The organism is Bradyrhizobium sp. WYCCWR15520 (assembly GCF_056174665.1).
This window is the reverse complement of sequence record NZ_JBWBWM010000022.1, coordinates 1-14442: the sequence shown is the minus strand read 5'-3', so window position 1 is coordinate 14442 and position 14442 is coordinate 1. Positions and strand designations below refer to the sequence as shown.

Genomic DNA, 14442 nt, shown 5'->3' with positions numbered 1-14442 from the left:
CTCCGGCGATCGTGAGATAACTCACAAAGGACCGCGGTTGCTTCTGGTAGTCAGGCCAGTGTGCTAGATTTGTCCTAGTTCTGGAAGCGTGACCATGAAATCGCTCATGAAATCGAACCGGTTGGTTCTTGCCTTGGCCGCCCTGCTGCTCTTGGTGAGCGGGCCGGCCCTTGCCGAAAAGCGCGTGGCGCTGGTGCTGGGCAACTCCAACTACCAGAATGTCGCACCGCTCGCCAATCCCGTTAACGACAGCAGCAAGATCGCCGCGACGCTGAAAGACGCGGGCTTCGATGTCGTCGATTCCCGGCGCGACCTCGCCGCTGCCGAGACGCGGCGCGCGCTGCGTGATTTCGCCGACCGGGCGCGCGATGCCGATATCGCCGTGGTCTACTATGCCGGCCACGGCATCGAGGTGGACGGCGCGAACTACCTGATTCCCGTCGATGCGCGGCTGGAACGCGACACCGACGTTTACGATGAAGCCTTCTCGCTCGATCGCATCCTGATCGCGATCGAGCCGGCCAAGAAGCTGCGGCTCGTGATTCTCGACGCCTGCCGCGACAATCCGTTCTCCCGGACCATGAAGCGCACTGTCGCGTCGCGCGCAATCGGGCAGGGCTTAGCCAAGGTCGAGCCGACCAGCCCGAATGTCCTGATCGCCTATTCGGCCAAGGCCGGCTCCACCGCGGCTGACGGCGATGGCCAGAACAGCCCGTTCACCGCGGCGCTGTCGCACCATCTGACCAAGCCCGGGCTCGACGTGCGCCGAGCGTTCGGCTTCGTCCGCGACGAGGTGCTCAAGACCACCAACAACCGGCAGGAACCCTTCGTGTATGGTTCGCTCGGCGGTGAAGACGTGCCGCTGGTGCCGGCGCCGCGCCCGGCGCCCGCAGCGGCGGCCCCTGCGCCAGCCCTGAGCGCGCAGGCCGAAGCCCGCCGCGATTACGAACTGGCGCTGCAGATCGGCAACAAGAGCGCGCTCAACGCCTTCCTTGCGCAATATCCCGACGGTTTCTATTCGAGCCTCGCCAAGCTTCAGCTCGACAAGATCGCGGCCGAAGAGACGCGCGTCGCGGCGACCGAAAAGGCCCGGCTCGCTGAACAGGAGCGGGCACGGCTTGCAGCCGAAGGCGCCCAGAAGTCGCAACAGGCCAAGGCCGAGGCGGAAGCCAAGGCCGCCGAGCAGGCGCGCATCGCGGCTGAAAAGGCCAAGCAGGTGGCGCAGGAGCAGGCGGCCGCGGCCGAACAGAAGCGCGTCGCCGCCGAAAGCGCCGCCGCCGACAAGGATAAGCCGGTGAACGTGGCCGCCCTCACGCCGGCCGCGCAACAGCCTGACGTTACCAAGTCGGTGCAGGCCGAACTGCGCCGCGTCGGTTGCCTCTCCGGCAACGCCGATGGCAATTGGAATAACGCCTCGCAGCGGTCGCTGACGCAGTTCAACCGCTACGCCGGAACCAAGCTCGACACCAAGGTCGCCAGCGTCGATACGCTCGATACGATCAAGCTGAAGTCGTCACGGGTGTGCCCGCTGGTCTGTGAGCACGGCTTCAAGGCCGAGGGTGAGCGCTGCATCAAGATCGTCTGTGCCGAGGGCTCGTACCTCAACGACGACAATGAATGCGAGAAGCGCCGCACCAAGCCGGTGGCAAGACGCGACAGGCCCGAACCGAGGCTCGCTCCCGAAGCAAGGCGAGTTCCGGAAGCAACAAAGAGAGTTGTTATCACGCGGTCTCAGACTGGTGCAGGGATGTCGTCTTCGGGTCGTCCGCTTACCGGCCAGGAACGTGCGACGGGTTGCCACTCGTTCGGAGCCATCATGTCGGGCGTATGCCCATAAAGCCGCGGGGACGCCGGGTCCGGCTGATCCTGTCTTGACGGCAGGGAATCCGGGTCCCGGTTCATGGCGGGACAACAGAGACTCAGATCGCGCTCGCCGCGATATTCACCATCAAGGCCAGCAGCGCCGTGTTGAACACGAACGAGACGATGCCGTGCGCCGTCGCGGTGCGGCGGATGACCTTGTCGGTGATGCCGACATCGGAAACCTGCGCGGTCATGCCGATCACGAACGAAAAGTAGACGAAGTCCCAATAGTCCGCATCCTCGTGCGCGCCGCCGCTCGGGAACTGTAGGCCGCCGGCTTTGCTGCCGCGGTAGAAATCATGCGCGTAGTGCAACGCAAAGGCGGTGTGCACCAGCACCCATGACAATACGATCGTCACTACAGCCAGGATCAGCCCGGCCGGATTGCCTTTCGAGGCGCCGAGCTCGAACACGATCGCGCCAAGGCTCGCGAGGGCGCCGAACGCGGTCAACAACAGGATCAGGAAACGCCCGTCGTCCTGCAACACCGCGCTGCGTCTGATATGGCCGACGTCACAGCGCAGCATCATGAAGTAGGCGAGCACGATATAAAGCGCGGCAAACACATCCCAGCCGACGACAAGCCGCGTCGGCAGCCGCAGCGTGCCGGGCAGCAGGAAGAATGCGATGACGCCGGCCGCCAGCGCGATGAAGGTGCGCGGCCGGCCATAGACCACGCGGATCGGCAGCGGCAGGTTTCGGAACCGAACAAGGTGCTCTTCGAATTCCCTGCTCATCCGCTGCCTTTGACTGCGCCCTATAGCGTTTTCGAGCGAAGTGGATCCCGGTTCGCGTGAAGAAAACGCGTCAAAACAAAAATGCTAGAGCCCGGTTCTGATTCAATCAGAGCCGGGCGCTAGTTTTTGCGCTCCGCGACGAAGCGCGCGGCCGCCCGCAACACGTCGCCCTTGGCGCCGAACACCGACAACGCCGAATCCGCCCGCGCCAGCAGATCGCGCACGCGCTGCTTGGCGCCTTCGATGCCGAGCTGCGTCACGAAGGTGGTCTTGCCGAGCGCCGCATCGGCGCCGGCCGGCTTGCCGAGCGCCGCGGCATCGCCCTCGACGTCGAGCAGGTCGTCGGCGATCTGGAAGGCCTCGCCGAGCGCGCGGCCGTAATCGTCGAGCGCGTGATATTCCTTCTGTGAGGACTGGCCGAGAATCGCACCGGCGATGCAGCCATAGCGCAACAGCGCGCCGGTCTTCATCTGCTGCAGCCGCGCGACGTCGACCGGTTCCCGATCGCCGAAGCGGCCTTCGCCGGCGAGGTCGAGGATTTGGCCGCCGACCATGCCGCCGATGCCGGCGGCGCGCGCCAGCGCCCGCGTCAGGAGAAGGCGCACAGTGGCGTCCTTGTGGATCTCGTCGCGGGTGACGATGTCGAAGGCCAGCGTCAGCAAGCCATCGCCGGCGAGGATTGCGGTGGCGTCGTCGGTCTTCTTGTGCAGCGTCGGCCGGCCGCGACGCAAATCGCTGTTGTCCATCGCCGGCAGATCGTCATGGATCAGGGAATAGCAATGGATGCATTCCAGCGCCGCGCCGACCAAAAGGCCAGCCTCGCGCGGGACGCCGAACACGGCCGAGCTTTCGACTACCAGAAAGGGCCGCAGCCGCTTACCGCCGCCGAGGGTCGAATAGCGCATCGCTTCCATCAGCCGCTTCGGCCGCGCGATCTCGTCGGGCAGCAGCGTATCGGACAACAGCTTCGCCAGCAGCGCTTCGGTGTCCTCTGCGGTCTGGTCCAGTCGTTTGGCAAAATCGGCAGTGGCGGTGGTCATTAAGAATAGCTCCAGATCAATTTGGCCCGGACAATCGTTGATGCCAGAGGCTTCGTCAATTCCATGACTTCAGTCACAAAAGCGCTGGAAAACTCCCGAAATATCATGGAGATGTCACTTAGGGTGGGGCCTGTTCACCGGTCCTGGACGGCTTGGTCTGAACCGGAAGCATCCGTTTTGCGCATTGTCCGAATTCTAGTGCTGATCCTGCTGGCGGTGCTGTTGCTGCCCTATGTGGTGACGCCGTTCTACCGAACCGGCCATCCGGTCTCGATGCTGATGGCCTGGCGCTGGCTCAAGGGCGCGCCGGTGACACGCCAATGGATCGATCTAAACGCAATGTCGCCCTACCTGCCGCGCTCGGTGGTGGGTTCCGAAGACGCCAGATTCTGCAGCCATCGCGGGGTCGATTGGGGGGCCTTGCAGGACGCGATCGACGATGCCGAGGATGGTGAGCCTGCCCGTGGCGGATCGACCATCACCCAGCAGGTGGCCAAGAACCTGTTCCTGTGGCCGGGTCGCAGCGTGGTCCGCAAGGCGCTGGAACTGCCGCTCGCGATGTGGATCGATCTGGTGCTGCCGAAGCAGCGGATCCTGGAAATCTACCTCAACATTGCCGAACTCGGCCCGTCCGGGCAGTTCGGCGCCGAGGCCGGGTCGATGTACGCGTTCGGCCGTTCCGCCGCGACGCTGTCGGCGCGAGAGGCTGCCTTGCTGGCGGCGATCCTGCCCAACCCGGTCAGGCGCAGCGCCCGCAATCCCGGACCCGGGGTGCGCCGTCTGGCCGCGACCTACATGGCGCGGGCCAATGCCGCGGCACTACAGCGCTGCTGGAGCGAGAATCGAGGTTTTTGAGCCAATTTTCGGCCGTTTTTACCGCAGGCCGGCCTAGCTTTACGTCGTCCGTTCCTCTATAAGCGCGGCCTTATCGGCATCGCAGCCCGTGCGCGAAGCGCTGGGCCGTCTGGTTTCAGACGATGCCTCCGACAACACCCCTAGAGGACCGTTATGGCCGTTCCCAGAAGAAAAACATCGCCCTCGCGGCGTGGCATGCGCCGCTCGGCGGACGCGCTGAAGAAGCCGACCTATGTCGAGGACAAGGATTCCGGCGAACTGCGCCGTCCGCATCATCTCGACCTGAAGACCGGCATGTACAAGGGCCGGCAGGTGCTGAAGAAGAAGGAATCCTGACCGGATAGGGGATAAGGCGCCGCTTTCGGCGGCGTCTGCCTGAATTTGGCCAACGAGTGGGCCAACGGTTCCCGAGGGGCGAGGCGTTGCTTTGCCCGGGGACATTCCGGTTTTCCTAGCAAGGCGCGATACCCATGGTCGGTTTTCCGCTGCTTCTGATTCCGCTCGCGATCTACAACATCATCGTCTTTCTGATGCCGGAGGTATCGTTCACCGATCCGCTGGTGAAGGTGACGCTGATGTCGGGTGCGGAATGGGCGGTGTCGCTGAGCGACGTGCTGCTCACGCTCAGCATTTTGCTGCTGCTCGCCGAAGTCATTAAAGGCGCGCGCCCTGGCGCGAAATATCTCACCGACCATCTGCTGTCGCTGCTCGTGTTCGGCGCGGCGGCGGCCGAATTCGTGCTGTGGCCGAAATTCGGCACGTCGACCTATTTCCTGATGACAGCGCTCTCGCTGGTGGATTTCCTCTCCGGCCTCGCCTTGCGGACGCGGCGCCGTGCTGTCGCGGTGACACCGGTGCCGGCGCCGGCACCGAAAGGCGCCGAAAAGGTCGAAGCCCCCGTAGCCGAGCCCAAAATCGAGCCGGCGCCGGCAGCGCCACCTGCTGCAGCAGCAACGGCTACGCCAGCGGCGCCGGCGGCAGCCTCTGTTGCCGAATCCGTATTGAAGGATCATCCCGAACCGAAACCGGTGCCGCCCGCGCCCACCGTCGCGCCCGAGGCGGCCCCGGTCGTGCCCGACGCCGCCCCGCCGAAAACGCCTTCACCGGAAGCCACATCGCACGAGGCGTCATCGCCGGAAGTCCCGTCGCCGGGGCTGCAGCCGGGTCCGGGCCCAACGCCATCTCCGGACAAACCGGACACGCCTCAGCGCTGATCCAGCAGATCTAGATGGTTTGCCGCGTCCGGAACCCGGCGTTGCAACGCCGGCTCTGGCTGGCGCCATAGGCGGTTTGTGCATCCGCCAGCGAGGCCCGGCGCAGGCTGCGGGTTTGCGGCGCCTGGTCAGCGGTCGCGATCAGCTGCGCGAGGAAGGTCGGATCGGGCCGAGGGATGGCCGGTCTTCGCGACCACTGCACCGACTGGGTCACCGGCACGAGCTCGACGCAGGCCGGCTCGTCGAGATTGACGAACTCGCCGTCCAGGATTTCCTCTGGTCGATCGGCATCCAGCATCGCACACCGCAACCGGCTAAAACTGTCACGTTTTGGGACGTAACGCCCCACTGCGATAGGACCTCGCAAGGCCTATGCCGCTCCCTTCCGATTCGTTCCCGGCTGTCCCCGGAAGTCTGCGAAACATGGTTTCCGGATTATTTATGATCTTCGCCTAGCCTCTGGTTCGGAAGAGCCACTATCCTTGCCGTTGGGAATCACCCGGCGGTGTCCCGAATCGAGGCGGCCTGATGCTTCCTGTCCCACAAGCCTCCAGCATCCTCGCCTCGCTAGGCCAGGCGGCCTTCCTCTGGGATCTGATAGCGGACACCCTCACCTGGAGCGACAACGCTGGTGCGGTTTTCACCGACATTCCACCGGAAGCGCTGGCTAGCGGCACCGGCTTCGCCCGGCTGATTGAGCCTTCCCGCTCGATCCGCACGGACGTGCTCGCTCAATCGGCACCGGCGCGGGGCGACGAAGGCATCGCCTACCGGATCGAATATGGCGTGCGGGCCTCGACCTCCGCGCCCGTGATCTGGATCGAGGAGACCGGTTGCTGGTTTGCAGGTGCCGACGGCAAGCCGGTGCGCGCGCAAGGCATCGTCCGTATCAACAACGAGCGCCACGCCCGCGACGAACAGCTCATACGGCTGTCGCGGCACGATCCGCTGACCGGTGAACTCAATCGCACCCATCTGGTCGCCGCGCTGGCGGAATCGATCGAGGAAGCCATGCGGTTCCGATCGACCTGCGCCTTCATGCTGATCGGCATCGATCATCTGGCGCGCGTCAATGATGCATTCGGTTTCGACGTCGCGGATGCCGTGATTGCCGAAGTTGGAAAACGCATCCGCGCCAAGCTGCGCGGCGGCGACGTGCTCGGGCGGTTCTCCGGCAACAAGTTCGGGCTGATCTTGAGGAACTGCACCGTCGACGACACCAATATCGCGGCCGAGCGCTTCCTCGCCGGGATCCGCGACGAGGTGATCCCGACCAAATCCGGCCCGGTCTCGGTGACCGCCTCGATCGGCGCCATCACCACCCCGCGCTATGCCCGCAATGCCGATGAGGCCGTCAACCGCGCCCAGGAAACGCTCGATGCCGCCAAGCGCCGCCGCGCCGGATCGTTCTCGCTGTGGAAGCCGAACATCGAGCGCGACGCCCAGCGACGCGTCAACATCCGCGTCACCGATGAGATCGTCACCGCACTGAATGAGCGGCGGATCGTCACCGCCTTCGAGCCAGTGGTCGAAGCGCGCTCGCGGCAGCCGGCATTCTACGAATGCCTGGTGCGGATGGAGCAGGAGGACGGGCGGGCGCTGCTGGCGCCCGATATCGTTCCGGTGGCCGAGCGCTTGGGCCTGATCCGGCTGGTCGATCACCGCGTGCTCGAACTCGCGGTCGCCGAGCTTGCGGCCTCGCCGAACGTGCGGCTCAGCCTCAACATCTCGCCCGACACCACCATGGACCCGGATTGGTGGACTTCGATTGAGTCGCTGATGCAGGCCCATCCCGGCGCCGGCGAGCGGCTGATCGTCGAGATCACGGAGACCGTTGCGATCCAGGATATCGACGATATCAGGGATTTCATCACGCGACTGAAAAACTTCGGCAGTCAGATCGCGATCGACGATTTCGGCGCCGGATACACCTCGTTCCGCAACCTGCGCAAGCTCGGCGTCGATATCGTGAAGATCGACGGCGCCTTCGTGCAGAACATCGCGCGCTCGGCGGACGATCGCGCCTTCGTGCAGACGCTGATCGACTTGGCGCGCCGCCTGCAGATCAAGACGGTGGCGGAATGGGTGCAGGACGAGGAGGCGGCCGTGATGCTGCGCGAATGGGGCTGCGATTACATCCAGGGCCGCCTGATCGGGCTGGCCTCGCCGCAGCGGCCGTGGGCTGCGTCGGGTGATACCGCGCTGCCGGCGGCGGGATAGATCGAGAGATAGCAAAGGTCGTCATGCCCGGGCTCGTCCCGGGCATCCACGTCTTTAGCAACCGTTGCACCAAAAACGTGGATGGCCGGGACAAGCCCGGCCATGACGAGAACAGCAGGCAGCTTCAGCAAAGAAGTCTCACTCTTCCTTCTTCGGCTCTTTCGACATGCGCTCGAGGCGTTCCTGCATGTCCTTCATCTGGCGGCGAAGGTCGTCGATATTGTCCTCGTCGGGCGCCGGCTCGGGCACCTTGTCCGGTTCGGACGAGTTCGAACCGGCGCGCGGCGGCACGAACGGCTTGAACATCGAGAAGGTCTGCTGAAACAATTCCATGTTGCGGCGGACATGCTCTTCGAGCGGCGCGAACGGCGTGCCGCTGAAAGTGTTGGTGAGCTGCTTGCGGAATTTTTCCTGCTCGCGCGTCAGGGTGTCGATCGACTGCTCCAGATATTTCGGCACCACCAACTGCATGCTGTCGCCGTAGAAGCGGATCAATTGCCGCAGGAAGGTGGTGGGCAACAGATTTTGTCCGGCCTTGTTTTCCTGTTCGAAGATGATCTGCGCCAGCACCTGGCGTGTAATGTCGTCGCCGGTCTTGGCGTCATAGACGAGAAAATCCTCGCCTTCCTTCACCATCGCCGCGAGATCCTCGAGCGTCACATAGGTGCTGGTGCCGGTATTATAGAGCCGCCGATTAGCGTATTTTTTAATAGTCGTAGGTTGGTCTGACTTTGCCATAAGCTCACACATCGACACCGAGAGCGGGAACCCGGCAGCTTCGCTGACGGGCAGACGAGCAACGCAAACGCAGCAAAGTAAGCATTTTCAATGCGGCTCGGCTACCGTTTTGTGCGGCACGGTTAATTCCAAGGCATGGACGCTGCTACGAAAACCCTGACCGGGATCATTTTGAATGCGCCGCGACAGGAATTTAGGCCTTGGCCGATTGACATGGGTCAACGGGGTTAACAGGATAAGGTGAGAGACAGGCACGCCATCCGGCCCGCCCGCCGTCCAAGAACCTCAAGCCCAAGAAACCCCATAAGGAGATGTCCATGTCAGACGATGTCGTCATCGTCAGCGCCGCCCGCACTCCGGTCGGCAGCTTCAACGGCGCGTTCGCCACCACCCCGGCCCACGACCTCGGCGCCATCGCCATCAAGGCGGCGCTGGAGCGCGCAGGCGTTGAGCCGGGCCAGGTCTCCGAAGTCATCATGGGCCAGATCCTGACCGCTGCCCAAGGCCAGAACCCGGCCCGCCAAGCCTCGATCAATGCCGGTATTCCGGTGGAGAGCCCGGCCTGGGGCGTCAACCAGCTCTGCGGCTCGGGCCTGCGCTCGGTCGCGCTCGGCTATCAGGCGCTGCTCAACGGCGATTCCTCCGTTGTCGTCGCCGGCGGCCAGGAATCGATGAGCATGGCCCCGCATGCGCAATATCTGCGCGGCGGCGTCAAGATGGGCGGCCTTGAACTGGTCGACACCATGATCAAGGACGGCCTGTGGGATGCCTTCAACGGCTATCACATGGGCAACACCGCCGAGAACGTCGCCAAGCAGTGGCAGATCACCCGCGCCCAGCAGGATGAGTTCGCTGTCCACTCGCAGCAGAAGGCGGAGGCCGCGCAGAAGGCCGGCAAGTTCAAGGACGAGATCGCCGCCGTCACCATCAAGACCCGCAAGGGCGACGTGGTGGTCGACACCGACGAATATCCCCGCCACGGCGCGACCCTGGAGGCGATGGCCAAGCTGAAGCCGGCCTTCGAGAAGGAAGGCACCGTGACCGCCGGCAGCGCGTCGGGCATCAATGACGGCGCCGCCGCGGTGGTGCTGATGACCGCCAAGGAAGCCGCCAAGCAGGGCAAGAAGCCGCTCGCCCGCATCGTGTCCTGGGGCCAGGCCGGCGTCGATCCGAAGATCATGGGCTCCGGCCCGATCCCTGCCTCGCGCGCCGCCCTGAAGCGGGCCGGCTGGAACGTCGGCGATCTCGACCTGATCGAGGCCAACGAGGCGTTCGCGGCACAGGCCTGCGCGGTCAACAAAGATCTCGGCTGGGATACCGGCAAGGTCAACGTCAACGGCGGCGCGATCGCGATCGGTCATCCGATCGGCGCGTCGGGTGCACGCGTGCTGGTGACGCTCTTGCACGAGATGCAGAAGCGCGACGCCAAGAAGGGCCTCGCCACTTTGTGCATCGGCGGCGGCATGGGTATCGCGATGTGCGTCGCACGCGATTGAACAAAAGGCAGAGTGAACGGTTGAATGATGAAAAGATCATCTCGTAACCGCGGCTCGAATTGATAAAGATGAAATGCCCGGTCTCGCGCCGGGCATTTTCATCTCTGAAGCGTTTCCAAAAGCTTGAAAGCAAGAGCGCTTCGAATGCAGAAAGGTTGAGTTTCGTCAAAAGACCGGGACAATTCCGGCGTATCAAGAAGATTACCCAAGGAGGACTACGATATGGCACGTGTTGCATTGGTTACGGGAGGGACGAGGGGCATTGGCGCGGCGATCAGCAAGGCGCTGAAAGCAGCCGGCTACAAGGTTGCGGCGAGCTACGCCGGCAACGATGCCGCTGCCGAGAAATTCAAATCCGAGACCGGCATCCCCGTCTACAAATGGGACGTCAGCTCGTTCGACGCGTGTGCCGAGGGCATCAAGAAGGTCGAGGCCGATGTCGGTCCGATCGACGTGCTCGTCAACAATGCCGGCATCACCAAGGACGGCGCCTTCCACAAGATGACGCTCGATCAGTGGAACGCGGTCATCAACACCAATCTCGGCTCGCTGTTCAACATGACGCGCCCGGTGATCGAGGGCATGCGCGCCCGCAAGTTCGGCCGCATCATCAATATTTCCTCGATCAACGGCCAGAAGGGACAATTCGGCCAGGTCAATTATTCCGCGGCCAAGGCCGGCGATATCGGCTTCACCAAAGCGCTGGCGCTCGAGAACGCCAAGGGCGGCGTCACTGTGAACGCGATCTGCCCCGGCTATATCAACACCGAAATGGTGCAGGCGGTGCCGAAGGACGTGCTGGAGAAGAGCATTCTGCCGCTGATCCCGGTCAACCGTCTCGGCGAGCCCGAGGAAATCGCCCGCGCCGTGGTGTTCCTTGCCGCCGATGAAGCCAGCGGCATCACCGGCTCGACGATGACGATCAATGGTGGACAGTATATGACCTGATGGCGTCTCGTCATCGCATGGCTGTTGCATGTCGCAACGGCTCATAAAAAGTCTTCATGCCCGGGCAAAAGCGCGAAGCGCGTCTTCGCGCTAGATGTCCCGGGCATCCACGTCTTTACAACCGGCGGCAAGAAAGACGTGGATGGCCGGGACAAGCCCGGCCATGACGAGAGAACTCTGCCCATGACTCCACGTACCGCCACCCTGGTCGGACTGACCGCGATCCTGATGTGGTCGCTGCTGTCGGTGCTCACGGTTGCGACCGGAAAGATCCCGGCGTTCCAGCTTGCAGCGATGACGTTTGCGATCGGCGCTCTGGTTGCCTTTGCGAGCTTCCTGTTCCGGCCGTCTGCCTTCGGCGCGCTCAAGCAGCCCGTAGTCGCCTGGGTCGTCGGTGTCGGCGGCCTGTTCGGCTATCACGCGCTCTATTTCCTCGCGCTTCGCTTTGCACCGCCGGCGGAAGCCGGCCTGTTGAACTATCTCTGGCCGCTTCTGATCGTGCTGTTCTCCTCGCTCTTGCCAGGCGAACGGTTGGCTCTGCATCACATCATCGGTGCGCTGCTCGGGCTCGCTGGTACGGTGCTGCTGTTTGCCGGCAATACCAGCGGTTTCACGCCGGCCCAGGTCCCGGGATTGGCGGCCGCCTTCGTCGCCGCTTTCGTTTGGGCGGCGTATTCGGTGATGTCGCGCAAGCTCAAGGCGGTGCCGACCGATGCGGTGGCAGGCTTCTGCCTCGCCACCGCGCTGCTCGCCGCGCTGGTTCACAGCATGGTCGAGATCACGGTATGGCCGGAAACGATCGGGCAATGGCTTGCGATCATCGCGCTCGGCGTCGGCCCGGTGGGCGCGGCGTTCTTCGTCTGGGACATCGGCATGAAGCGCGGCGATATTCGCGTGCTCGGCGCGGCGTCCTATGCGACACCGCTGCTTTCGACGGCGTTTCTGATTCTCGCGGGCTTTGCGCAACCGACGGCCGCGATCGCCACATCCGCGATCCTGATCGCCGGTGGCGGCCTGATCGCGGCGAAGGACATGGTTTGGAAGAGGTAGGTTGGGCAAAGCGAAGCGTGCACACCATCGTTCTGCGCTCGCGGTTGAGAATGGTGGGTACGCCGCGCTTTGCCCGCCCTACGATTTCACGTCGGCTCCCAGCCCTTCGGTGCCATCTCGAATTTCGCAAACTCAAATCCGGGAGCAACCGTGCAGCCGACCAGCGTCCAGTCGCCGTTGCTCTCGGCCGATTGCCACGCATGCGGCGGCACGATCGCCTGCGGCGCTTCACCGGCTGCGAGATCTGCGCCGAGATTCACGGTGCGTTGGCCCCTGCCGTCTGCGATCCGTAGCGTCAGCGCGGCGCCGGCGTAATAGTGCCAGGTCTCCACGGCATCGACGCGATGCCAGTGCGAGCGTTCGCCGCGCGCCAGCAGGAAATAGATCGCCGTCGATCGTGAACGTCCGTCGCTGTCGACGCTTTCGTCGCAAAACGTTTCGCGATAGTAGCCGCCCTCGGGATGCGGCTTGAGGTCGAGCCGCGCGATGATGTCGGCGGCTTCTTTCGGCAGCGCCATCAGGACTTGTTCTTGCGTTCGCGGAGTTCGCCGAACACTTCGACGGCGCTGGCGCCCTTCATGTGCAGATTCGCCGCCACCGACGGTTCGTCGGCGCGCAGGAACACATTGGCCTTTTTCTCTTCGCCCAGCAGTACCGGGATCGTCGGCTTGTTCTCGGCGCGCAGCCGCGTCACTTCCTCTGCGCGTGCTTTCAGCGCGGGGTTGTCGCCGTCGACCGTGAGCGCGAACTTGACGTTCGATGCCGTGTACTCATGGCCGCAATAGAGTTTGAAATCGTCCGGCAGCGCGCGCAGCTTGAGCAGCGAATCCCACATCATGGGATAGGTGCCCTCGAACACCCGGCCGCAGCCGATCGAGAACAGCGTGTCGGCGGCAAACACCGCCTTCTCGCCGTCGAATACATAGGAGATGTGGTCGAGCGTGTGGCCCGGCGTTTCCAGCACCCGCACCAGCAGGCTTCCGACCTTGATGACGTCGCCATGGCCGGTGCGCAGGTCGACATTGGCGATCTTGGTGGACTTGTCGTGCGGTGCAACGACGCGGCAGTTATATTTCTGCTTCAGTTCGGCGACGCCGCCGACATGGTCGTGATGGTGGTGGGTGATCAGGATATCGGTCAGCGTCCAACCCTCGCGCTCCAGCGCCTTGAGGATCGGACCAGCTTCCGGCGCGTCGATCGATGCGGTGGCCTTGGTCGCGGGATCGTGGATCAAATAGCCGAAATTGTCGCTGAGACAGGTGAAAGTACGAATTTCCGCGGCCATGATCGCTCCGTAGTTAGGACCTTCAGCCCCCATTAATTCCAAGAAATATGGCGTTAACGCTTGCGCGGCAATGCCATTTTCGGTGCGCCGCAATGTAACACGGTGTGGTAGATTGCGCGCATGACCATCGACGTCATCGATCTTCGCGATTTCTATTCGCAGCGCCTCGGCATCGTCGCGCGGCAGTTGATCAACCGCGGTATCCGGGCGCGCTGGCCCAACGCGGCAGGGCAGCGCGTGCTGGGCCTCGGCTATCCTACGCCCTATCTCGGCCTGTTTCGCGAGGATTCCGAGCGATGCATCGCTTTCATGCCGGCGGCGCAGGGCGTGTTGAAATGGCCGACGGCGCGGCCGGCGCTGGCGACCCTGATCGATGAGTTTTCAATGCCGCTGCCGGACGCCGCGGTGGACCGCATCCTGCTGGTTCATGCGCTGGAAATGTCCGACGATCCGGAGCGCCTGCTGCGCGAGGTGTGGCGGGTGCTGGCGCCGTCCGGCCGCCTGATCGCCGTCATCCCGAACCGGCGCGGCGTGTGGACGCGCACCGACAATACGCCGTTCGGCCACGGGCGGCCCTATTCGCGCGCGCAGATCACGCAATTGCTGCGGCAGACCTGGTTCACGCCGGCGGCGTGGGGTGAAGCGCTGTTTCTGCCGCCGGTCGGCAATGGCTGGTTTCTGCGCTCGGCGATGGCGTGGGAGCGCGTCGGCGCCGCGCTGTCGCTGCCGTTTGCAGGCGTGCATATCGTGGAAGCGACCAAGCAGGTCTATCGCGCGATCCCCGCGGGCCGCGAACGCACGCGGCTGATACCCTCGCTGGAGCCGGTGCTGGTACCGTCGTCGACGGCGACGCGGGACAAGCTGAAGGGATCGTAGATGGGGTAACGGGCCCCGGTCCACCCTCCAGGCAAGCCGCGCTTGCTACGGCGGTGTTGGGTGGCGCGCTTCGCGCGACCTGCCTGGAAGGCGGGCGGTCGTCCCTCACATTGATGGTGT

At 63.9% G+C, this 14442-nt stretch carries 15 protein-coding genes; 9 read left to right on the top strand and 6 right to left on the bottom strand.

Annotated elements, in window-relative coordinates:
- Nucleotides 1-94: 94 nt before the first annotated feature.
- The gene (locus AC0QUY_RS24575; protein ID WP_161851251.1) at nucleotides 95-1837 is read left to right on the top strand and encodes a caspase family protein; all 1743 of its coding nucleotides are present in this window, start codon (nucleotides 95-97) and stop codon (nucleotides 1835-1837) included.
- A gap of 82 nt (nucleotides 1838-1919) precedes the next feature.
- On the opposite strand, the gene AC0QUY_RS24570 is transcribed toward AC0QUY_RS24575, so the two are convergent.
- Nucleotides 1920-2600 (bottom strand): DUF1345 domain-containing protein, encoded by a 681-nt coding sequence (locus AC0QUY_RS24570; RefSeq protein ID WP_475388797.1) that lies wholly within the window; start codon nucleotides 2598-2600, stop codon nucleotides 1920-1922.
- Nucleotides 2601-2719: 119 nt separating this feature from the next.
- Nucleotides 2720-3640, bottom strand: coding sequence for a polyprenyl synthetase family protein (locus AC0QUY_RS24565; protein WP_475388796.1), 921 nt, complete (start codon nucleotides 3638-3640; stop codon nucleotides 2720-2722).
- Nucleotides 3641-3817: 177 nt separating this feature from the next.
- Between AC0QUY_RS24565 and mtgA the strand changes: the two genes are divergently transcribed.
- The 3 genes from mtgA to AC0QUY_RS24550 all read left to right on the top strand — a co-directional run bounded on the left by mtgA (nucleotide 3818) and on the right by AC0QUY_RS24550 (nucleotide 5709).
- Nucleotides 3818-4495, top strand: a complete 678-nt coding sequence (mtgA, locus tag AC0QUY_RS24560; RefSeq protein ID WP_161851254.1) for a monofunctional biosynthetic peptidoglycan transglycosylase — start codon at nucleotides 3818-3820, stop codon at nucleotides 4493-4495.
- Between the two features lie 153 nt (nucleotides 4496-4648).
- Nucleotides 4649-4831 carry a 50S ribosomal protein L32 gene (gene rpmF / locus AC0QUY_RS24555; RefSeq protein WP_024509484.1) on the top strand — a complete coding sequence of 61 codons (183 nt, stop codon included), beginning with the start codon at nucleotides 4649-4651 and terminating at the stop codon, nucleotides 4829-4831.
- Nucleotides 4832-4965: 134 nt separating this feature from the next.
- A complete protein-coding gene (locus AC0QUY_RS24550) occupies nucleotides 4966-5709 on the top strand; it encodes a hypothetical protein (RefSeq protein ID WP_475388795.1) in 744 nt (247 codons plus the stop codon).
- Between the two features lie 10 nt (nucleotides 5710-5719).
- Here the strand turns inward: AC0QUY_RS24550 and AC0QUY_RS24545 are convergent, their stop codons facing one another.
- Nucleotides 5720-6007 carry a hypothetical protein gene (locus tag AC0QUY_RS24545; RefSeq protein ID WP_475388794.1) on the bottom strand — a complete coding sequence of 96 codons (288 nt, stop codon included), beginning with the start codon at nucleotides 6005-6007 and terminating at the stop codon, nucleotides 5720-5722.
- A 230-nt stretch (nucleotides 6008-6237) separates the two neighbouring features.
- Between AC0QUY_RS24545 and AC0QUY_RS24540 the strand changes: the two genes are divergently transcribed.
- The gene (locus AC0QUY_RS24540) at nucleotides 6238-7929 is read left to right on the top strand and encodes a putative bifunctional diguanylate cyclase/phosphodiesterase (protein WP_475388792.1); all 1692 of its coding nucleotides are present in this window, start codon (nucleotides 6238-6240) and stop codon (nucleotides 7927-7929) included.
- 138 nt (nucleotides 7930-8067) lie between these two features.
- On the opposite strand, the gene phaR is transcribed toward AC0QUY_RS24540, so the two are convergent.
- Nucleotides 8068-8667: a polyhydroxyalkanoate synthesis repressor PhaR gene (gene phaR, locus AC0QUY_RS24535; protein WP_475388791.1), complete on the bottom strand. Its 600-nt coding sequence runs from the start codon at nucleotides 8665-8667 to the stop codon at nucleotides 8068-8070.
- A gap of 317 nt (nucleotides 8668-8984) precedes the next feature.
- Between phaR and AC0QUY_RS24530 the strand changes: the two genes are divergently transcribed.
- The 3 genes from AC0QUY_RS24530 (at nucleotide 8985) to yddG (ending at nucleotide 12161) form a co-directional block, all read left to right on the top strand.
- Entirely contained in the window at nucleotides 8985-10163 is a 1179-nt protein-coding gene (locus tag AC0QUY_RS24530) for an acetyl-CoA C-acetyltransferase (RefSeq protein ID WP_161851258.1), read from the top strand.
- A 222-nt stretch (nucleotides 10164-10385) separates the two neighbouring features.
- Nucleotides 10386-11111: an acetoacetyl-CoA reductase gene (phbB, locus tag AC0QUY_RS24525; RefSeq protein WP_161851259.1), complete on the top strand. Its 726-nt coding sequence runs from the start codon at nucleotides 10386-10388 to the stop codon at nucleotides 11109-11111.
- A gap of 183 nt (nucleotides 11112-11294) precedes the next feature.
- A complete protein-coding gene (gene yddG, locus AC0QUY_RS24520; protein ID WP_475388789.1) occupies nucleotides 11295-12161 on the top strand; it encodes an aromatic amino acid exporter YddG in 867 nt (288 codons plus the stop codon).
- 86 nt (nucleotides 12162-12247) lie between these two features.
- On the opposite strand, the gene AC0QUY_RS24515 is transcribed toward yddG, so the two are convergent.
- Both AC0QUY_RS24515 and gloB read right to left on the bottom strand, forming a co-directional pair.
- A complete protein-coding gene (locus tag AC0QUY_RS24515) occupies nucleotides 12248-12679 on the bottom strand; it encodes a cupin domain-containing protein (RefSeq protein ID WP_475388788.1) in 432 nt (143 codons plus the stop codon).
- On the bottom strand, nucleotides 12679-13446 hold the full coding sequence (gene gloB, locus AC0QUY_RS24510) for a hydroxyacylglutathione hydrolase (protein WP_161851261.1): 768 nt from the start codon (nucleotides 13444-13446) through the stop codon (nucleotides 12679-12681). Before gloB ends, AC0QUY_RS24515 begins: the two co-directional genes overlap by 1 nt.
- 120 nt (nucleotides 13447-13566) lie before the next feature.
- Between gloB and AC0QUY_RS24505 the strand changes: the two genes are divergently transcribed.
- On the top strand, nucleotides 13567-14322 hold the full coding sequence (locus tag AC0QUY_RS24505; protein ID WP_202639225.1) for a methyltransferase domain-containing protein: 756 nt from the start codon (nucleotides 13567-13569) through the stop codon (nucleotides 14320-14322).
- The last annotated feature ends 120 nt before the right edge of the window (nucleotides 14323-14442 follow it).